The organism is Sphingobium sp., from assembly GCF_036170395.1.
Lineage (GTDB): Bacteria > Pseudomonadota > Alphaproteobacteria > Sphingomonadales > Sphingomonadaceae > Sphingobium.
On sequence record NZ_JAVHPD010000010.1, the window covers coordinates 68,426 to 87,379 of the forward strand.

The 18,954-nt window shown below is 68.4% G+C and carries 16 protein-coding genes; 7 read left to right on the forward strand and 9 right to left on the reverse strand.

The genetic code is table 11. The annotated features are described in order from the left end of the window. Positions 1-16: 16 nt before the first annotated feature. Positions 17-2,140, reverse strand: coding sequence for a sodium-translocating pyrophosphatase (locus tag V2B31_RS04215; protein WP_328275653.1), 2,124 nt, complete (start codon positions 2,138-2,140; stop codon positions 17-19). Positions 2,141-2,368: 228 nt separating this feature from the next. Continuing rightward, positions 2,369-3,817, reverse strand: coding sequence for an ATP-binding protein (locus V2B31_RS04220; RefSeq protein ID WP_328275655.1), 1,449 nt, complete (start codon positions 3,815-3,817; stop codon positions 2,369-2,371). A gap of 385 nt (positions 3,818-4,202) precedes the next feature. On the opposite strand from V2B31_RS04220, the gene ppc reads away from it, so the two are divergent. Then, positions 4,203-6,905 carry a phosphoenolpyruvate carboxylase gene (ppc, locus tag V2B31_RS04225; RefSeq protein WP_328275657.1) on the forward strand — a complete coding sequence of 901 codons (2,703 nt, stop codon included), beginning with the start codon at positions 4,203-4,205 and terminating at the stop codon, positions 6,903-6,905. A 4-nt stretch (positions 6,906-6,909) separates the two neighbouring features. Here ppc and V2B31_RS04230 read toward each other — a convergent pair whose 3' ends face one another. Beyond that, positions 6,910-7,080, reverse strand: a complete 171-nt coding sequence (locus tag V2B31_RS04230) for a hypothetical protein (protein ID WP_328275659.1) — start codon at positions 7,078-7,080, stop codon at positions 6,910-6,912. Between the two features lie 113 nt (positions 7,081-7,193). Next, positions 7,194-7,748 (reverse strand): outer membrane protein, encoded by a 555-nt coding sequence (locus V2B31_RS04235; RefSeq protein WP_328275661.1) that lies wholly within the window; start codon positions 7,746-7,748, stop codon positions 7,194-7,196. Positions 7,749-8,062: 314 nt separating this feature from the next. On the opposite strand from V2B31_RS04235, the gene V2B31_RS04240 reads away from it, so the two are divergent. Both V2B31_RS04240 and V2B31_RS04245 read left to right on the forward strand, forming a co-directional pair. After that, on the forward strand, positions 8,063-8,758 hold the full coding sequence (locus V2B31_RS04240; protein ID WP_328275663.1) for a peptidase: 696 nt from the start codon (positions 8,063-8,065) through the stop codon (positions 8,756-8,758). Further along, positions 8,758-9,447, forward strand: a complete 690-nt coding sequence (locus tag V2B31_RS04245) for a hypothetical protein (RefSeq protein ID WP_328275665.1) — start codon at positions 8,758-8,760, stop codon at positions 9,445-9,447. The genes V2B31_RS04240 and V2B31_RS04245 overlap by 1 nt, the downstream gene beginning before the upstream one ends. A 225-nt stretch (positions 9,448-9,672) precedes the next feature. Here V2B31_RS04245 and V2B31_RS04250 read toward each other — a convergent pair whose 3' ends face one another. Continuing rightward, on the reverse strand, positions 9,673-10,128 hold the full coding sequence (locus V2B31_RS04250) for a peptidylprolyl isomerase (RefSeq protein ID WP_328275667.1): 456 nt from the start codon (positions 10,126-10,128) through the stop codon (positions 9,673-9,675). 146 nt (positions 10,129-10,274) lie between these two features. On the opposite strand from V2B31_RS04250, the gene mgtE reads away from it, so the two are divergent. The 4 genes from mgtE (at position 10,275) to V2B31_RS04270 (ending at position 13,886) form a co-directional block, all read left to right on the forward strand. Further along, complete coding sequence (mgtE, locus tag V2B31_RS04255) at positions 10,275-11,714, forward strand: magnesium transporter (protein WP_328275669.1); 1,440 nt, start codon at positions 10,275-10,277, stop codon at positions 11,712-11,714. A gap of 123 nt (positions 11,715-11,837) precedes the next feature. Beyond that, positions 11,838-12,236, forward strand: a complete 399-nt coding sequence (locus tag V2B31_RS04260) for a DUF1489 family protein (RefSeq protein WP_328275671.1) — start codon at positions 11,838-11,840, stop codon at positions 12,234-12,236. 70 nt (positions 12,237-12,306) lie between these two features. Continuing rightward, complete coding sequence (locus V2B31_RS04265; RefSeq protein WP_328275673.1) at positions 12,307-13,299, forward strand: MlaD family protein; 993 nt, start codon at positions 12,307-12,309, stop codon at positions 13,297-13,299. After that, positions 13,296-13,886, forward strand: coding sequence for an ABC-type transport auxiliary lipoprotein family protein (locus V2B31_RS04270; protein WP_328275675.1), 591 nt, complete (start codon positions 13,296-13,298; stop codon positions 13,884-13,886). Before V2B31_RS04265 ends, V2B31_RS04270 begins: the two co-directional genes overlap by 4 nt. On the opposite strand, the gene V2B31_RS04275 is transcribed toward V2B31_RS04270, so the two are convergent. Genes V2B31_RS04275 through V2B31_RS04290 form a run of 4 tightly spaced genes read right to left on the reverse strand, consistent with a single transcriptional unit; the run spans position 13,844 to position 18,946 of the window. Next, entirely contained in the window at positions 13,844-14,530 is a 687-nt protein-coding gene (locus V2B31_RS04275; RefSeq protein ID WP_328275677.1) for an ATP-binding cassette domain-containing protein, read from the reverse strand. The genes V2B31_RS04270 and V2B31_RS04275 overlap by 43 nt on opposite strands. Then, positions 14,527-15,294: an ABC transporter permease gene (locus V2B31_RS04280; protein WP_328275679.1), complete on the reverse strand. Its 768-nt coding sequence runs from the start codon at positions 15,292-15,294 to the stop codon at positions 14,527-14,529. The genes V2B31_RS04275 and V2B31_RS04280 overlap by 4 nt, the downstream gene beginning before the upstream one ends. Further along, positions 15,282-17,393 (reverse strand): RyR domain-containing protein, encoded by a 2,112-nt coding sequence (locus tag V2B31_RS04285; protein ID WP_328275681.1) that lies wholly within the window; start codon positions 17,391-17,393, stop codon positions 15,282-15,284. The genes V2B31_RS04280 and V2B31_RS04285 overlap by 13 nt, the downstream gene beginning before the upstream one ends. Positions 17,394-17,401: 8 nt before the next feature. Continuing rightward, positions 17,402-18,946 (reverse strand): C1 family peptidase, encoded by a 1,545-nt coding sequence (locus tag V2B31_RS04290; RefSeq protein ID WP_328275683.1) that lies wholly within the window; start codon positions 18,944-18,946, stop codon positions 17,402-17,404. Between the last annotated feature and the right edge of the window lie 8 nt (positions 18,947-18,954).

Here is an 18,954-nt window from a genome sequence, read left to right on the forward strand (position 1 = left end):
GTCTAGCGATCGCCGGTCAGCCGCCATGCGCCAGCGCGGCGAGTAGCAGCAGCGCGACGATATTGGTGATCTTTATCATTGGATTGACCGCCGGGCCGGCGGTGTCCTTATAGGGATCGCCGACCGTGTCGCCCGTCACCGCGGCCTTGTGGGCTTCGCTGCCCTTGCCGCCATGATGGCCGTCCTCGATATATTTCTTCGCATTGTCCCACGCGCCGCCGCCCGAGGTCATCGACAGGGCGACGAACAGCCCCGAGACGATGACGCCAAGCAACAGCGCGCCCAGCGCCGCGAAACCGTTCGACACGCCGGCCACCCCTGCGATGATGAAATAGACCGCGATCGGGGCGAGCACCGGCAGCAGCGAGGGGACGATCATCTCCTTGATCGCGGCGCGGGTGACGAGGTCCACCGTGCGGGCATAGTTGGGGCGCGATGTCCCTTCCATGATGCCCTTGTTGGTGGCGAACTGGTCGCGCACGTCCTTGACCACGTCGCCGGCCGCGCGGCCGACGGCGGTCATCCCCATCGCGCCGAACAGATAGGGCAGCAAAGCGCCCAGCAGCAGGCCGACGATGACATAGGGGTTGGAGAGGCTGAAATCGACCGGGGCGGTAAGGCCGAGGGCCGAATTGTAGAATTTCAGATCCTCCGTATAGGCGCCGAACAGCACCAGCGCGGCAAGGCCCGCCGAGCCGATGGCATAGCCCTTCGTCACCGCCTTGGTCGTGTTGCCCACAGCGTCGAGCGCGTCGGTCTTGACCCGGACGCTGTCGTCCAGATGGCTCATTTCGGCGATGCCGCCGGCATTGTCGGTGACAGGACCGTAGGCATCCAGCGCCACCACCATGCCGGCAAGCGCCAGCATCGCCGTCGCGGCGAAGGCGATGCCGATGAGGCCGGCGAGCTGATAGGCAACGATGATGCCGATGACGATCACGATCGTCGGCAGCGCGGTGGATTCAAGGCTGATGGCGAGGCCCTGAATGACGTTGGTGCCGTGCCCGGTTTCGGATGCTTTGGCGATCGACCGGACCGGACGATAATTGGTGCCGGTATAATATTCGGTGATGACCACCAGCAGCCCGGTGACGGCGAGGCCCACCATCATCGACCAGAAGAGGCGCATCCCGGTATAGCCGCCGACGCCGTCGAGGTCCGCGCCGAACACGGCGTTCATGTCGCCCAGCACCTGCCAGGTGACATAATAGATGGCCGGGATCGACAGGATCGCCGTGGTCCAGAAGCCCTTGTAGAGCGCGCCCATGATCGACTGGCTGGCACCGAGGCGGACCAGATAGGTGCCGATGATCGAGGTGATGATGCAGATGCCGCCCACCGCCAGCGGCAGCGCCATGAGATTGAGCAGGAAGGCGTTGTCCACGCCGGTGACGAGCAGGGCGGTCAGCACCATGGTCGCGCCGACAGTGACGACATAGGTCTCGAACAGGTCGGCCGCCATGCCGGCGCAGTCGCCGACATTGTCACCGACATTGTCCGCGATGACGGCGGGGTTGCGGGGGTCGTCCTCCGGGATGCCGGCCTCGACCTTGCCGACAAGGTCCGCGCCGACGTCCGCCGCCTTGGTGAAGATGCCGCCGCCGAGGCGAGCGAAGATGGAGATGAGGCTTGCGCCGAAGGCTAATGCCACGAGGCTGTCGATGACCAGCCGGTCGTCGGGCGCATGGCCGGCGGGGCCGACCAGATACCAGAAGAAGACGCTGATCGCCAAAAGGGCCAGGCCCGCCACCAGCATCCCGGTGATCGCTCCCGCCCGGAAAGCGACGGTGAGGCCCGATTGCAGCGTGCCGCGACAGGCTTCGGCGGTGCGGACATTGGCGCGCACGGAGATGTTCATGCCGATGAAGCCGGCCGCGCCGGAGAGCACCGCGCCGATCAGGAAGCCGACGGCCGAGGTGATGCCGAGGAAGAGGGCGACCAGCACCGCCACGACCACGCCGACAATGGCGATGGTAGTATATTGGCGGCCGAGATAGGCCTTCGCGCCTTCCTGGATCGCGCCCGCGATCGCCTGCATCGTTTCGTTGCCCGGCGATGCGCTCAGCACCTGCCGACTCGTGAACAGACCATAGAGTACGGCCAAAAGGCCGCATCCTATGGCGATAATGACAATCTCCATGAAATTTCCTCTCCCCCTGTTATGAGATCATCGGCCGCTCCGCAGGGAATGACGGACGGGCGAAAGGCATGAGGCAGGGCGGCCGGACGACGAGGGTCCGGCATAGGGCGCCGCGGCAATCAGCATCGGGGCATGGCACATCGAACGCGCTCCAGCCGGCTGAGGAATAAGGCTGCCGAAGCTACAGGGGATGCCGCCCGCGTCAAGATGGGGCGGGCATGACATGGATCATCCTTCCGCCGCGGCCGTCGAGAGGCCGAGGCCGGGAACGCCGATGGAGCGTTTGCCGGAAAAATCGGTGCGGGCGACGATGACGCCGAGTTTCTCCATATAGTCGATCAGGCGGCGGACGCGGCCGGGCGAGCTGGTGCCATAGGCGCGGGCGAGCGCCGCGTCGTCGGGGCAGGGCTGGCCGTCGAGCGCGGCGCGGGCGATGAGGAGGAAGGGGGCGAGCATATCCTCCGGCACCGGGGCCGATGCCTTCATCGCGTCCTGCCAGCGGGGATCGTCGGCGTCGGCCATGCCGGCCTGCGCCATGGCGAAACGCTTGCGGAAAGCCGGGAGGTCGAGCGGGGAGGTTTTCAGCCCCTTCATCCGGCAGCGGACGCCGAAATCCTGGTAGAGGCTGGCGACCGAGGGGGTCGCGTCGCCCAGATCGGCGACGATCTCCTCCAGCACGGCGACGACGATCGGCTCATTCTGGCCGAAGTCGAGTTCCGGCGCGGCGGGCTTGGCCTGCGGCGCGTCGGCGAGCTGGCGCATGATGTCCTCGGCGGCACGGGGCGGCGGGTCGGCGCGGGGCGGCGGCGGCGGAGTGTCGTCCTCGGCCCGCGCGAAGAGCAGTTCCTGGAAATCCTCGCCGGTGGTGACGGGCGGCGGCATCAGCTTGTGCGATCCGCCGCGCGTGCCGGTCTTGACCGCGCCGATCTTCACATTCACCGGCCGGCGGGCGATGGCGGGGCCGAGCCCCAGGAAACGGCCGCGTTCGAGGTCGCGGATCTGCTCCGCCTGCCGCCGTTCCATGCCGAGGAGGTCGGCGGCGCGCGCCATGTCGATGTCGAGGAAGGTGCGGCCCATGAGGAAGTTGGACGCTTCGGCCGCGACATTCTTGGCGAGCTTGGCGAGCCGCTGGGTAGCGATGACGCCGGCGAGGCCGCGCTTGCGGCCCCGGCACATGAGGTTGGTCATGGCGGCGAGCGAAAGCCGGCGCGCCTCGTCCGACACCTCGCCCGCCGCCGCGGGGGCGAACATCTGCGCTTCGTCCACCACGACCAGCGCTGGATACCAATGGTCGCGCGGCGCGTCGAACAGGGTCGAGAGGAAGGTCGCGGCGCATTTCATCTGCGCTTCGAGTTCCAGCGCGTCGAGGCTGAGGACGACCGAAGCGCGATGTTCGCGGATGCGCGCGGCCATGCGGACAATGTCGCGCTCTCCATAATCGCCCGCGTCGATGACGACATGGCCATATTCGTCCGCCAGCGTGACGAAATCGCCTTCGGGATCGATCACCACCTGCTGCACCATGGCGGCGCTTTCCTCCAGCAGGCGACGAAGGAGGTGCGATTTGCCCGAGCCCGAATTGCCCTGAACGAGCAGGCGGGTGGCGAGCAATTCCTCCACGTCCACGGCCACGTCCCTGCCGTGGCTGTCGGTTCCTATGCTGATGCTGGCGGTCACGACCGGGCTTTTGGCGCGGGCGGCGGGGCAGCGCAAGGGGCGTGGCATCGGTCGCGAAAGCCGGTGCGGGTCACAGTCCCGAAGTTCACACCGTTGTCGCCACTTCCGAACGGAAAAGATGGGTTTTCGGGCCTGAAGGTCACAGCGACGCGCCCACGACGCGTCACCAACGCGCCTGTTGGGTCACAGTTGCGCGCCGATCGGGTCACGGTGACGCGACAGTTGCGCGTCGAGGCGCGAGAAGCGGAAAGGCAAGGGACAGGATCGTCATCGATCAGCATAGATCAGAGAATTTCCTATTTTGAAAGAGCGCTAGCGGGCGACATCGGCCGATATGGCCGCTTTGCCTTGACCGCCGCCTTGCTGCGATGCAGCATCCACAGCCATGGCGACTCTGGCATCCAATCCGTCCGCTCCTGCGATCTCGCAAAATCCCGATATCCGCTATCTGGGCAAGCTGCTCGGCGACGTCATTCGCGCCTATGGCGGGGAGAAGCTCTACAAGCAGACCGAATATATCCGCTCCGCCTCGGTCGACCGGGCGCGGGGGGTGCAGGGCGCGGACCTGACCGACACCGGGCTTGAGGCGCTGAGCCTCGACGATACGCTGGCCTTCACGCGCGGCTTCATGCTGTTTTCGATGCTCGCCAACCTGGCCGAGGACCGGCAGGGGGTGGCGGCCGAACCGGGCGCGGACGTGGCGTCGGCGATCGAGCGGCTGGAGAAGGAGGGCGTGGGGCGGGATGCGGTGCTGGAGCTGCTGTCCCGGTCGCTGATCGTGCCGGTGATGACGGCGCACCCGACCGAGGTGCGGCGCAAGAGCATGATCGACCATAAGAACCGCATCGCTGCGCTCATGCTGCTCAAGGACGCGGGGCGGACCGAGACCGACGAGGGCGAAAATCTGGACGAGGCGATCTTCCGCCAGATCGCGCTGCTCTGGCAGACGCGCCCCTTGCGGCGCGAGAAGCTGTTCGTCGCCGACGAGATCGAGAATGTGCTCGCTTATTTCCGCGATGTTTTCCTGCCGGTGCTGCCGGCGCTCTATGCGCGGTGGGAGCGGGTGCTGGGGGCGCGGCCGCAGAGTTTTCTGCGGCTGGGCAACTGGATTGGCGGCGACCGCGACGGCAATCCCTTCGTCCAGGCCGAGCAGCTTGAGCTGGCGCTCAAGAAAGGCTGCGGCGCGGCGATCGCTTATTATCTTGACGCGCTGCACGGGTTGGGGGCGGAACTCTCGCTCTCGACCGAACTCGCGCATGTGCCCGACGCCGTACTGGCGCTGGCCGAGGCGAGCGGCGACGCATCGGCGAGCCGCAAGGACGAGCCCTATCGGCGGGCGCTGTCGGGCATTTATGCGCGGCTGGCGGCGACCTGCACCGCGCTGACCGGCGCGCAGCCGGCCCGGCCGGCGACGTTGAAGGGCGAACCTTATGCCAGCCCGCAGGAGTTGCGCCGCGACCTCGTCACCGTGGCGCAGGGGCTGGCGAGCGAGGGCGACGGGGCGCTGGCGACCGGCGGCGCGCTGGGGCGGCTCATTCGCGCGGTCGAGACGTTCGGCTTCCACCTCGCCACGCTCGACATGCGGCAGAATAGCGCCGTGCATGAGCGGGTGGTCGCCGAACTGCTGAAGGTCGCCGGGGTCGAGGCCGATTATCTGGCGCTCGACGAATATGCGCGGATCGCGCTGCTGCGGCGCGAGCTGGCGAACAACCGGCCGCTGGGCGCGCCGTTCAGCGACTATAGCGAGGAGACCGCGTCGGAACTGGCGATCGTCCATGCGGCGGCGAAGGCGCACCGGACCTACGGGCCGGCTTGCATCACCCACTATATCATTTCCAAGGCGGAGAGCGTGTCCGACCTGCTGGAGGTCAATATCCTCCTCAAGGAGGCGGGACTGTGGCGCGCGGGGGTGGACGGCGCGCCGCCGCAGGCCGCCGTGATGGCGATCCCGCTGTTCGAGACGATCGCCGACCTGGAGGCCGCGCCCAGCATCATGACCGCCTATTTCGGCCTGCCTGAGATCGCCGGGGTGGTGAAGGCGCGCGGCCATCAGGAAGTGATGATCGGCTATTCGGACAGCAACAAGGATGGCGGCTATATCACCTCGACCTGGAGCCTCTACAAGGCGAGCCAGGCGCTGGAGCCGGTGTTCGCCGAGGCGGGCGCGGCGATGCAGTTGTTCCACGGGCGCGGCGGCGCGGTGGGGCGGGGCGGCGGTTCCGCCTTCGCCGCCATTCAGGCGCAGCCGCGCGGGAGCGTGCAGGGGCGCATCCGCATCACCGAGCAGGGCGAGGTGATCGCCGCGAAATTCGGCACGCGCGACGTCGCCATGACCAATCTGGAAGCGATGACGAGCGCGACATTGCTCGCCAGCCTGGAGCCCGAGCCGATTTCGGCGCGCGACGCCGAGCGCTTTGCCGGGGCGATGGATGCGCTGTCGAAGAGCGCTTTTGCCGCCTATCGCGACCTGGTTTACGGCACCGAGGGGTTCAAGGAATTTTTCCGCGAGCTGACCCCGATCCAGGAAATTGCGGGCCTGAAGATCGGATCGCGACCGGCGAGCCGGACCAAGAGCAATGCGATCGAGGATCTGCGCGCCATCCCCTGGGTGTTCAGCTGGGCGCAGGCGCGGGTGATGCTGCCGGGCTGGTATGGCGTGGGCCACGCGCTCACCGCTTTCGAGGACAAGGCGCTGCTGGCGGACATGGCGCAGCATTGGGCTTTCCTCAAATCGGCGCTCGCCAATCTGGAGATGGTGCTGGCGAAATCGGACCTGGGCATCGCGGCGCGCTACCTGCCTTTGGTCGAGGATCAGGGGAAGGCGGAGGCGATCTTCGGGCGCATCCGCGACGGGTGGGCACAGGCGCATGACGGTCTGCTGGCGGCGACCGGGCAGGGGCGGCTGCTGGAGAAGAATCCGGCGCTCGACGAGTCGATCCGGCTGCGGCTGCCCTATATCGAGCCGCTCAATCTGTTGCAGGTGGAGTTGCTCAAGCGCCACCGGGCGGGCGAGGACGATGCGCGGATCAAGGAAGGGATCGAGCTGTCGATCAACGCGATCGCGACGGCGCTGCGGAACAGCGGGTAAGCGCTCAAGGGCGCAGGCTCCGCATCCCCTTGGTCCGGCTGGTCAGGTGCCAGTCACGGCAAAGGGCACAGCGATAGGGGCGCAGGGTGATGCTGGCGCGCAGGGCGACGGCGGTGGCGTCCGCCAGCGAGGGATAGCGCGCCTTCCGGGCGCAGATGCCAGGACGGGTCCGCATAGGCTGATAAATAGAATCCGGGACGGCCGCAGTCCATGGCCGCCCCGGACCCCAGCGCCCGAAGGCGCTGACCAAGTGACGGAGCGGGTCACGCAGACCCGCCCTGTCTCAGATCAGAATTTCGCGACGACGCCCGCCATCGGGCGGATCGAGCGGAAATTGCCCATCGTGTCGGCCTGGACGCGGAGGCGGATATTGCTGCTCTGCGCCGAGCTGCCCATGTCGGCGGGCGAGAGTTCGACGCCCGCGCCATAGGTGGTGCCGTGGAAGTCCGGGCTGTCCGGGCCGAGCGCGTCGAAATTGACCCACTTATAGCCGACCTTGCCGAAGATCAGGCTGTCCTTGCCTGCCTTCACGCCGGCGCGGCCCGCGACGCCATATTCCCAGTCGATGTCGCCCGACACGCCCTTGGACGCGGTGCCCTCCACGCCGAGGACGACCGGGCCGGCGACATTATAGTTCACGCCGGCGACGCTCTCGACCATACGGCCCTTATAGCCGACGGGCGGGATGCCTTCCTTGCCGGTCTCGCTATCGAAATTATGCACGCCGCCCATGACGCCGACATAAGGTTCGACGCGGCGGGTGGAGCCTGCATCCTCCTGCGCCATGGCGGCGACGGGGAACAAAGACGCGGCGGCGACCGCCGTGAAAAGCAGTGTCTTCATGAGGTGTGACCCTTGTTTTATTGTGTGGGATAAGCGGCGGTGTGGACCCGCCGGGCCGACCGGCTCGCTCCAAGCGGCGCTGCGTCGACAGGACCATCAATGATCGGGGATAGAAGAAGGTTTCCGAAACTTTGTGAGAAAGGCCGGCAAAGCCCCCTTATGTGACGGAAACGGCACGGTTTCTGTCACTTGGATGAACGGAATGGGCCTTATCTGAACCTGCGATAAACGATATTCACCCGCAACTTTCATTCACAACCAATTCAACTCGCGCGCGTTACTCCGACATCAGAAATATATTCAGGAGACAGGCGATGACGGGCATCCGACGTCGGTTAATGGCGCTGGCGGGTCTCGCCGGCGCGTTCGCGCTCAGCGGCTGCTATGATGACGGCTATGGCTATGGCGGCGTGAGTGTCGGCACCGGCTATTATGGCAATGGCGGCTATTATGGCGGCGGCTACGACCCCTATTGGGGACCGGGCTATGCCGGGGCCGGCTATTATGGCTGGTATGACGGCTTCTATTATCCCGGCAGCGGCTATTATGTCTATGACCGGGGCGGCCGCCGGCATCGCTGGAACGATGGACAGCGGCGCTATTGGGAAGGCCGCCGGTGGGAAGGGCGGCGTGACGGGCAATGGTCCGGCCGCAGGCCCGACGGCGATCGCTGGCGCGGGCGCGACCGCAACTGGCGCGACGGGCGCCCCGGCGACGGGCGGCCCAATGACGGTCAGTGGAGCGGGCGGCCCGGCGCCGGTGAGCAGGGGCGCGGGCCATGGAATGGCCGGCGCTGGGACGGCCAGCCGCCGCAGCCCGGCGTAGATGGCGGGCGCAACCGCTGGCGCGGCAATGACGCTGCTCGCCCGCAGCCGCAGCCCGGCACCGGCCAGCCGCGCATGGAGCGACCGCAACGCAATTGGGGCGCGGGCAATGCGCCGCGCGCCGATCGTCCGCAGCGCAGCTGGGGCGGCGGGCGCGAGCGTGGTTCAAGGGCGCGCCCCGACTGATGCGGGCTGACCTGAAGGCCGCCGCGCTGCTCTCCCTCCTGCTCGTCGCCGGCTGCGACGGGCGGGAGGAGAGCGCGATCGACAATCTCGCCAACGGGGCGAACAGCGTCCAGGTGGAGAATAATATCCGCGCCGAGGCGCTGGCGCTGATGGAGCCGCTGACCCCGCCCGAACCGGGAACGCCGGGCGGGCTGCCGGTCGATCCCGCGCCGCTGGAGGAAGGCGCGATCGATCCCGACAGCGCGCAGGGCGCGGCGCAGGTGGTGCAGGGCTATTATGGCCTGCTGGAGGAAAAAAGGTTCGAGGACGCGCAGGATTTGTGGGATCCTGCCGGCGCTATCGGCATGCAGGACGATGCACGCTTCGCCGCGCGCTTCCGGGGCTTCAGCGAAATTCACGCCAGTATCGGCGCGCCGTCCGATCCCGAAGGCGCGGCGGGCTCCAGCTATGTGACGGTGCCCGTGCAGGTCTATGGCCGCATCGCCGCGACCGGGAAGCCCTTCTACACGCTGCGACAGGTGGTGCTGCGCCGGGTCAACGACGTGCCTGGATCGACCGCCGAGCAAAGGCGCTGGCATATCGAGAGCATCAGCGCCTATGTCGCGCCGGAGACGCCGGGGGTCGCGGACAATGCGGCGGTGGCGCAGCCCATTTCGATGACCGACGGCATGGCCCGCAAGCGGCCGTAACGCGGGATCATGTCGACTTTGGCGTCATCCCGGACCAAGTGCGGGGTGACGATGCTATAAGAGCGCCGAGCCTCAAATCCGAACACCCTCCGTTCGGTTCGAGTAGACTTCGAGCGAAGTCGAGAAGGCGTATCGAGAACGCTTGCGACGGCCTTCTCGACGGACGGTTCTCGACTTCGCTCGAACCTGCTCGAAGCGAACGGATCAGATTAAATGCTCGATGTTCTAGCTGACAGTCGCGGTCACGATCTTGCCCGGCGTGCGCGGCGGTTCGCCCTTGGGCAGAGCGTCGACATGCTCCATGCCCGACGTCACTTCGCCCCAGACGGTATATTGGCCGTCGAGGAAGGTGGCATCGTCGAAGCAGATGAAGAACTGGCTGTTGGCGCTGTTGGGATTGGACGCGCGCGCCATCGAGCAGACGCCGCGCACATGCGGTTCGCGGCTGAATTCGGCCTTGAGGTCGGGCTTGTCGGGGTGGCCGCCCATGCCGGTGCCGGTCGGATCGCCGCCCTGCGCCATGAAGCCGGGGATGACGCGGTGGAACACGACGCCGTCGTAAAAGCCTTCCTTGGCGTTCTCGACGATGCGCGCGACATGGCCGGGCGCGAGGTCGGGCCGCAGCTTGATGACGACATCGCCGCCGCTGTCGAGGGTGAGTGTGAGCGTGTCGTCGGCCATGGAAATCCTCTCTTGCCGGGGAAGGGGTAGGTCGAGCCCATATAAAGGCTAAAGACCGGGATGGAAGCGCTGACTGCCCATTGCTTTTCCGTGGCCCATGGGCGAAAGCGACGACATGTTACAGGAACCGGACAGTAGGGGGCGCGATGAGCGAGCGCGGCGATATGGCCGACCCCTTGCGCCATGGGGATGACCAGACCTCGATTCTGATCGAGGCGGCCGAGGCCAGCCATGACGAGGACGACCGGCTGAAACCCGAATTTCTGACCGCCGTGCTCGACGCGGTGGAGGAAGGCGATAGCGAAACCGCGCGCGAGCTGGTGTCGCCGCTCCACCCCGCCGACATCGCCGACCTGCTGGAACTGACCCCGTCCGAGCGGCGCGCCGAGGTGGCGGCGGCGCTGGGCGACCTGGTCGGCGCGGAGGTTCTATCCGAACTCAACGACTATGTCCGCGACGACCTGATCGGCGCGCTCGCGCCCGAGCAGGTCGCGGAATTCGCCGCCGAACTCGACACCGACGACGCCGTCGCCATCATCGAGGATATGGAGGCGGCCGACCAGCAGGCCGTGCTCGAGGCGATGGAGCCGGAGGACCGCGCCGCGATCGAAAGCGCGCTGTCCTATCCCGAGGAGTCGGCCGGCCGCCTGATGCAGCGCGACCTGGTCGCGGTGCCCGAGCATATGACCGTGGGCCAGGTGATCGACTATCTGCGCGACAATGCCGATCTGACCCGCGACTTCTGGGAAATCTACATCGTCGACGCGGCGCATCGGCCGGTGGGCTATGCCCAGCTCAGCTGGATACTGACCTGCCCGCGCGGCATCGCCATGGCCGACCTCATGAAGCGCGAGCAGACGCTGATCCCGGTCGACATGGACCAGGAGGAAGTGGCGCTGCGCTTCCAGAAATATGCGCTGATCTCCGCCGCCGTGGTGGACGCGAGCGGCCGGCTGGTCGGCATGATAACGGTGGACGATGTGGTCCACATTATCTCGCAGGAAGCGGGCGAGGATATCCTCCGCCTGTCGGGCGCGGGCGAGGGCGACATCAACGAGCCGGTGATGGACAGCTATCGCGCGCGGGTGCGCTGGCTGCTCACCAACCTCGTCACTGCGTTGGTCGCATCGACCATCATCGGCATTTTCGAGGGCACGATCGAGAAGATGGTGGCGCTTGCCACCTTGATGCCGATCGTCGCGGGGGTGGGCGGCAATGCCGGCAGCCAGACGATGGCGGTGACGGTGCGCGCGCTCGCGACCAACCAGATCACCGGATCGAACGCGCGGCGGACTATCTTGCGCGAGATTCGCGTCGCCATATTGAACGGGGCGACCGTCGCGCTGGTTCTGGGGCTGGGCGTGGCGCTGGTGTTCCAGAATCCGGCGCTCGGCGGGGTGATTGCGGCGGCGATGATTACCAATATCGTGACGGCGGGCCTCGCCGGCGCGGCGGTGCCGCTGGCGTTCGACCGGCTCAATCTCGACCCGGCGGTGGCGTCCTCCATCTTCGTCACCATGATTACCGATTCGATGGGGTTCCTGGCTTTCCTGGGGCTGGCGACGGCGGCGGGATTGACGGGGTGAAGCAAGTCCCCATCTGAGATGACGTGTTCCTGCGAAAGCAGGAACCCAGGGCGGCACGCGCTGTGCCATCCACCCTGGGCTCCTGCTTTCGCAGGAGCACTGCGTCTGGAAGCCCTAGTCAATATGCCGCTCAACATCACCAAGATCGCGTTCGGGACCGAAAGCCCCGCCACCTTGCGCGTCTGGCTGGAAAGCCAGCCGGGGGAGGCGCGCACCTCGACCCGCTATCTGCCCAAGCGGGTGGCGGAGATGGCGGGCGGGTCGCTATTCTGGATTCACCAGCACCGGATCGTCGGACGCAGCCCGATATTGGGGTTCGAGGAAACCGGGACGGGCCGGCATTGGATCAAGCTGGAGCCGAGGCTGATCGCGGTGCGATCGACCCCCAAGCGCGCGCATCAGGGATGGCGCTATCTGGAGGATAAGGATGCGCCGCCCGATCTGGATGGCGGCGAGGCGGACGATCTGGACGCGATGCCGCCCGCGATGCTGAACGACCTCGCGCGACTGGGGCTCCTCTAACGCGGATCAAGGCGTTGCCGCTTGACAAGAACCCCGGCCGGGTCTGTTCTTTGGCGAGGGGAGTGGGGGCATGGCGCCGGACTCGGTTACGCAGATCAGATGGGGCCTGGGCGCGGCGCTGCTGGCGATCATGGTCGTCGCCGTGCTCGCGCTGGTGCCCGATCCCTTCTTCCGCCAGCGGGTGGTCGCCACCAGCTTCGACGATGTCGAGGGCGTGTCGCCCGGCGTTCCCGTCTATTTTCGCGGCGCGCCGATCGGGGCGGTGCGGTCGATCGACCTTGATGGCGCGCGGCGCATCTTTGCCGTGCGCATGGGGGTGGACCGGGACTGGCGGCCGTCGGACTGCGCCTTCGCCACGGTGGCGTCGGCCAATCCGCTGACCGCGCCGCGCATCGAACTCGTCGCGCTGGAGACGGCGCCTGCCCAATGTCGCGCGGCGCGACTGGCCTATGGCTGCGATCCGGTGCCGGGCGGGGCGGGCGGCGAGGCGTTGCCGGGATGCCGCCGCGCCGCCGACCTGTTCGAGACCGCCGCGACCGCGATCGGCGAGGCGGCGGCCGTGGCGCGGACCGCCAATGCCATGGCGCAGAAGCTGTCGGGGATGTTGCAGGGCGACGGATCGAGCGCGGTCGACATGGCGCAAGTGGCGCAGAACGCGACGCAGACGCTGGCGGCGCTCAATAGCCTGTCGACGCAGCTCGACCGGAGTTTCGCGCCGGGCAAGGGGGATATTGCGCTGACGCTATCGAACGTGCGGCAGGCGAGCGGGCGGGCGTCGCAGATCGATGTCGCCGCGCTCAACGGCATCTTGCGCGAGACGCAGGCGCTGGTGGCGCAAAATCAGGCGAGCATCGCCGGGCTGCTCGCCGAAGGACGCAGCAGCGCGGGCGAGGTGCGCGGGATATTGGAGGGGGCGTCGGCCTCTCTGGTGGCGACGAGCGCCAATTTGGAGCGCACCAGCGCGAGCCTGGGCAGCCTGTCCGAGCGGCTGGCGGGCGATCCGACCTATGCGATACGGGGGCAGCGTTATGCCGATCCGCCTCCGCCGGGAGGCGCGAAATGAGGCTGGTGGCTCCGCTGTTGCTGCTGTGGCTGGCCGGGTGCGCCGCCTTGAAGGGCGGGGATACACCCGTCACTATGCGCCTGTCGCCGCGCTTTGCGGCGGGGGTGGTGGCGGCAAGCCCGAGCTTTGCGGTATCGCCGGTGCAGGCGCGTGGGGCGATCGGCGGGCTGCGCTATGCCTATGTCGATGCGGACGCGCCGGGCGAGATACGCCAGGCGGCGACCCTGTTCTGGGAGGAGCCGCCGGCCGACAGCCTGGCCCGCGCGCTGGTGGTGGGGCTGCGGACGCGGTTTGCCAGCGTGACGGGGCCGAACCTGCCGCTGGCCGCAGACCGGCGAGTAGTGGCGGTGCTCGACCGGTTCGAGGAAGTGAGCGAGGCGGGCGGCGCGAAGGCGGTGGTGGCGTTCGATGTGACGCAGGTCGCGGGCGGCAAGGCGGTGTGGGCTGGCCGCGCGTGCGGCACCGTTCCGGTAAGCGGCGCATCGGGCACAGCGCGCGCGGCGGCGTTCGACCGGGCGATCGAGCAGGCGGTCGGGAGCTTCGTTCAGGATGTGGCGGCGGGGACGGTCTCGGCCGCCGCCTGCTGAAGCAGCCGGCCGCGCTCCAGCCGATAGAGGCGGTTGCAGAGCCGGGCGGCGAGGGCTTCGTCCTGCGTCAGCAGCAGGAGCGCGCGTTTTTGCGGCACGATGCGGCGGCGGACCTGCGCTTCGAGGGCGTCACCGCGCGCGAAGGCGCCTTCGAAGGGTTCGTCGAGGATCAGCAGTTCGGGATCGCGGACGAAGGCGCGGGCGAGTTCGGTGCGGCGGCGCTCGCCGACCGACAGCGCGTCGGCGCGGGTGGCGGCGGCCTGTTCCAGCGCAAATTCCAGCAGCAGCCGGTCGATGCGGCGCGCGGCGCGCGGGCCGGCGCTGCCGAGGGCGAGCCGCATATTTTCCTCGACGCTGAGGTCGCCGAGCAGCGAGGCGCCCTGCATCGCGACGCCGCAGCGGGCGCGGGCGAGACGGCGGGCGTCCGCGCTGCCCTGATCGAGGAGCGTGTCCATCAGCATGACCGTGCCGCTGCTGGGGGCGACGAGGCCGAGCGCGAGTTTGAGCAGCCAGCCCTTCCCCGCGCCGCTTTCGCCGATGATCGCGATCCGCTCGCCCGGCTCCAGCGCCAAGTCGATCTGGTCGAGCAGCCGCGCGCCGCCGATGACGAGGCTGACATGATCGAAGGCGAGCAGCGCGCTCATGCAAGGCCGGTCCAGATCGCCGCCGCGGCGAAGATGCCGAGGAGGCCAGCGGTGAAGGCGGTGATCGCGCGTCGGCCGATATCGGCGGGAGAGCGGACTGGTTTCGCGCCGACCGCGCTGCCGACGGCGAAGGCGATGAGCGCGTAGAGCAGCAGCTTGCCCATGCCGGTGAGCAGCGCCTGTGCCGCGTCGTGCGAAAGGGCGTAGCCAGCCCAAAGCGGCCAGGCGACATTGGCGATGAGGCCGAGCGGCACGCCGCAGCCGATCACCGCCGCCACCGCTGCCAGCGATATATGGATGGGGATCGACAGCAGCACGGCGGCGAGCGAGGGGCCGAGCGCATGGGCGACGGGATCGCGGCCGAGCGCTTCCAACGCGTCGATCTCGCGGTTGAGCGCCATCGCGCCAAGGCGGGCGGCGAGCGCCACCGACACGCTGCCGCAGGCGAACAGGCCGACGAGCAAAGGCGCGATGTCGCGGAGCAGGATGGCGGCGAGGGCGGTCAGCACCGGGATCTGGGCGTTGTACAGCGCAAGCAGCCGCGCTGCCCCTGTCCCGGCGATCGCGCCGGCAAGCGCGGCGAGCGGGAGCAGCGTGCGGAGCGGCCGCCAGACATGGACGGGAAGCGCCTGCGCCATTTGGCGCTGGGCCAGAGCGTCGCCCGCCAGGGTGCGGCGGGCCATGCCGCTGGCGGCGCGCAGGGTGAGCCAGAGACCCGCGCCGATCGCGGCGAGCAGCTTGGGCAGCCCTTTCAGCGTGTCCATGGCGCGCGCGCGATTCCGCCATCCGCGTCGAGGCGGATGGCGCGCGGGTCGTTGGACGCGCCGATGAGCAGGTCGCCCTGGTCGGCGAGCCAGGCGGCGGGATCGATACCGGCCGGCAGCGCGTGGATTCGGTCGGCGCGATCGATGAGGCGGGCGGCCGTTGTGGCTTCGCTGGCGGGCAGCCTGTCTAGGATCGGCTGGACATGGCCGGTAAGCGCAAGCTGGGCGAGCGCGCCGCGCCCTGCCGCTAGTATGGCGCGCGCGGCAGGATCGGAGAACAGGCCCAGAAGTACCGGGGCGCGATCGGGATAGTGGCTGGCGAGCGCGTCCAGCAGGGGGGCGGGATCGGTCGCTGCGCCGCCAGGCAGCAGCGCGACCGTCAGCGTTCGTAGCGCGCGCTTGCCCGAAGCCCCGAGCAGCCGCGCCATGATCCGCACCTGCTCGCGGTCGAGATCCTTGATCGCTTCGCTGAGGTCGTCATAGGGGACGATGTCGGGATGCAGCCGGCGCGCGTCGTCGCGGACGGGGGCATGGGTCCAGCCCTGCACCAGCTTCGCCGCCATCCAGCGGTCATGCTCGGCGCGGGAGAGTTCCTCCAGCTCGTCGGGGGTGAGGTGCAGGCCGGGACCGATTCCGTCCACCAGCCGCGCGCCGATGTCGCGCAGCTTCAGTTGGTAGCAATCGGCGACGAGGCGGTTATCGTCGCGGAAGCTCTCGGGCAGATCCTCCCATTCCTGCATGGATGCGCGCGCGCCGATCGTCTCGCCCTCGGTGAAGCGGCCTTCGAGATAGAAGTCGTGGATCGATCGGGCGAGCGCGTCGTGCCGGTCCTGGAGCAGCATGTCGGGATCGGCAAGGTCGGCGAGCGCGCCGAAGGGGAGGATGCCAGCGCCGATGCGATGATCGGGCGCGCCGTCCATGCGGACATGGATCGGTGGGGCAGGGCGGTCGGCGGCGCGATAATGCGCATCGACCGCCAGCGCGAGGGCGAGCGCGCGGTCGTCGTCACCGGCGTCGATCAGGATGGCGACCGGATCGGGCGCGTCGGCCAACAACGCGCCGATCCGCGCGGGATCGAGCCGCGCCTCCACGAAGCGAACCGGGGAGAGCGTATCCGCGCCGGGGTTGCGTGCGCGAAATCCCTCCTCCGCCTGTGCCGCGCCGGGGAGGCACAGGGTGAAGCCGGGCTTGCCGCCGTCGCGATAATGGCCGCCGGCGAGCGTGCGCAGGACGAAGCGCTCGATGAGCGGGGTGAAGCCGAGCGAGAGGACCGGGCGCGCTGCGTCGCCGACGCGCACGAAGCCGTCGATCGGCCGGGCGAGCGCGAGATGGCGCGCGGCGATGTCGGGCAGGGCGGCGAGGCGGACGCGTGCGGTGCGCCGGTCGCCATGGTCGAAGCGGCCCTCGATGCTGCGGCGCAGATCGAGATCGTCGACGCGCAGGATGATGTCGAGCGGATCGCCGGCGGGGCGGACTCTGGCGGCCTGCGCGAGCAACGCGGAGGCGAGCGCGATATTGTGGCGCGCCTCGCCCGACAGCAGCAAGGCGGCGCGCGCCTTGTCCAGCGCCAGCGCGGCGGCGCTTTCCTCGGCGTTCGCCTGCTCCACCTCGGCCGCGCCGGCCTCCAGCGCGTCGGCGATCCAGGGCGTGCGCCGGTCCTGCGCCCAGAGCAGCACCCGGCGGCCGTCATCCATCGCGCCATGCGCCGCCTGCGCTGCGAGCCCGCCATCGGGATCGCCCGCGATCACCAGATGGTCGCCGCGCGCGCGGATAAGGGCGAGGCGCAGGGGATTGCGAAGCTGCTCCCAGGCGAGGGCAACGGTGGACCAGAAGGTCAGCAGCGGCAGCGCCCAGCGCGCGATGTCGAGCGCCAAGGGCAGGTCGCGATTTTCCAGCGCCTGCGGGAATTGCCCGACGATCAGGCGCAGCGCGCGCAGCGCATCTTGCGCAAGGGTCGAGGCCATGCCTGCCTGCCCATAGGCCTGTGCAAAACCCCAGGTGCCGAGTGCAAAAGCGACCGCCATCGCGCCGAAGCGCACGACCGGCGCGACATGGGGCACTTTCAGCCCCCTGATCCCCTTGCGCGCCCTGCCCCCCATGGCCGGGGTCAGTTGCTGGTCTGGAGCCGCACCAGCGCGGCGGCGACCCCGTCGCCCTTGCGCGCGGCGAGCTTGGCGCGCAGCCGGGTGAGGAACTGGCGCTCGGTGCCGCTCACCACTTCATCGTCGCCGAACAGGGGCTTGTCCGAGGCGAGGGCGAGGATGAGTTCGGCGCCGAAGGGCGGCGCGACCTGATAGCGTTGCGCCGTCTTGCTGAGGCCGATCGTCACCCGGCGCTGTCCCTTCGCATCGGGCTCGGGGTGGCTGCGATTGAGTTCCACCGCGCTGCCGTCCGCCTGAAGATAGATGATGCTGAGATAGGGGCGGGCGCTTGTGGTGGTCGCACTGACGCCGAAAATGTCATTCTCCTTCATCGCCACCGGATCGCCATCACGCGCGCCGCCGGTCTCGGTAAGCGCGGCGATGGTGGTTCCCTGCCGGTTGAGCGGCTGGGCAAGGGTCAGCGCCGCCTCGCATTGCGGCCAGGGGAGGTGGCGGACGGCGAAGCTGAGCTGCGGGTCGGCCTTGGCCGCCGCTTCCCTGAGCGCGGCAATGGCGTTGAGGTCGCCGGAGAAGCCGGTGACGCTCTTCCCCTGCACCGACACCGCGCCGCAGGGCATGGCCGCCATCTGCTCGGCGAAATTCTGCGCGTCGGTGCGCGGGGGCGGCGGCGAAACGCCGGTAGGGGTCGTCGTCAGCGGCGCTTCGAGCGAATAGGCTTCGCCCGCCAGCAGCTTGAACGTGTCATAGTCGATCCAGGCATAGCCCTTGTCGCCCCAGATCGGACCCCAGCTGTTCATGATCCGCAGCGCCTGGCGGTCCTCGTCATAGCCGACGATCGCCATGGCGTGATAATTGAGCTTCTGCGGCTTGTCGGGACGGCGGAAGATGCCGTCGCCGCGAAAGGCCATGAAATCGGCGGCGACCGGCATCGAGAAGATCACCGGCGCGCCGCGCGCCAGCGCGCCCTTGACGTCGTCGAGGATGATCGGCGTGCGCCAGTCGTCCTTCACTTCGCGGTCGATCGCGCGCCAGTCGAGCAGGCGGAAGTCGCCGGCCTTCGCCTTCAAGGCTTCGGGCGCGGGGATCGCGCATTTGGTCATGTCGTCGGGGAATTCGGCGAGGCTGACCGTGCCTTCATTCTTGAGCAGGGTCAGCGCCTGGACGATGGTGATCGCGCCGGTGCAGGGCGATCCGGGCGGGCGCAGCCGGTTATAGACATAGGCCGGGCTCATCTGGTCGGCGGGCTGGGCCGGCTGCACATCCTTGTCACGGAAATTGAGGAAGGTGCGCGCCGCATAGGTGGTGGCCCAGGCGACGCAATTGGGCTGCGGCCCCTGCGATCCGGGCGGCGGATAGGCGTTGGACAGGTCCACCCGCTTGGGCAGATAGGCGCGGAAGCGGCCCTGTTTGGGGAATTTGGCGTAATCTTCGGGAGAAACGGGCGCGGCCCCGGTCATGAAGACCGGCTCGCCGCTCTGCTGCGCCCAGGATGCGCCGGCGGTCAATGCCACCAGCGCCGGCAGGCCCCATGTCATGAGACGGCGAGTCATCACCCGTT

Bases quoted from the DNA above. Each gene is read 5' to 3' on its own strand.
- V2B31_RS04215 (WP_328275653.1), bottom strand. From the start codon at position 2,140: ATGGAGATTGTCATTATCGCCATAGGATGCGGCCTTTTGGCCGTACTC.
- ppc (WP_328275657.1), top strand. From the start codon at position 4,203: ATGGCGACTCTGGCATCCAATCCGTCCGCTCCTGCGATCTCGCAAAAT.
- V2B31_RS04230 (WP_328275659.1), bottom strand. From the start codon at position 7,080: ATGCGGACCCGTCCTGGCATCTGCGCCCGGAAGGCGCGCTATCCCTCG.
- V2B31_RS04235 (WP_328275661.1), bottom strand. From the start codon at position 7,748: ATGAAGACACTGCTTTTCACGGCGGTCGCCGCCGCGTCTTTGTTCCCC.
- V2B31_RS04240 (WP_328275663.1), top strand. From the start codon at position 8,063: ATGACGGGCATCCGACGTCGGTTAATGGCGCTGGCGGGTCTCGCCGGC.
- V2B31_RS04245 (WP_328275665.1), top strand. From the start codon at position 8,758: ATGCGGGCTGACCTGAAGGCCGCCGCGCTGCTCTCCCTCCTGCTCGTC.
- V2B31_RS04250 (WP_328275667.1), bottom strand. From the start codon at position 10,128: ATGGCCGACGACACGCTCACACTCACCCTCGACAGCGGCGGCGATGTC.
- mgtE (WP_328275669.1), top strand. From the start codon at position 10,275: ATGAGCGAGCGCGGCGATATGGCCGACCCCTTGCGCCATGGGGATGAC.
- V2B31_RS04260 (WP_328275671.1), top strand. From the start codon at position 11,838: ATGCCGCTCAACATCACCAAGATCGCGTTCGGGACCGAAAGCCCCGCC.
- V2B31_RS04265 (WP_328275673.1), top strand. From the start codon at position 12,307: ATGGCGCCGGACTCGGTTACGCAGATCAGATGGGGCCTGGGCGCGGCG.
- V2B31_RS04270 (WP_328275675.1), top strand. From the start codon at position 13,296: ATGAGGCTGGTGGCTCCGCTGTTGCTGCTGTGGCTGGCCGGGTGCGCC.
- V2B31_RS04275 (WP_328275677.1), bottom strand. From the start codon at position 14,530: ATGAGCGCGCTGCTCGCCTTCGATCATGTCAGCCTCGTCATCGGCGGC.
- V2B31_RS04280 (WP_328275679.1), bottom strand. From the start codon at position 15,294: ATGGACACGCTGAAAGGGCTGCCCAAGCTGCTCGCCGCGATCGGCGCG.
- V2B31_RS04285 (WP_328275681.1), bottom strand. From the start codon at position 17,393: ATGGGGGGCAGGGCGCGCAAGGGGATCAGGGGGCTGAAAGTGCCCCAT.
- V2B31_RS04290 (WP_328275683.1), bottom strand. From the start codon at position 18,946: ATGACTCGCCGTCTCATGACATGGGGCCTGCCGGCGCTGGTGGCATTG.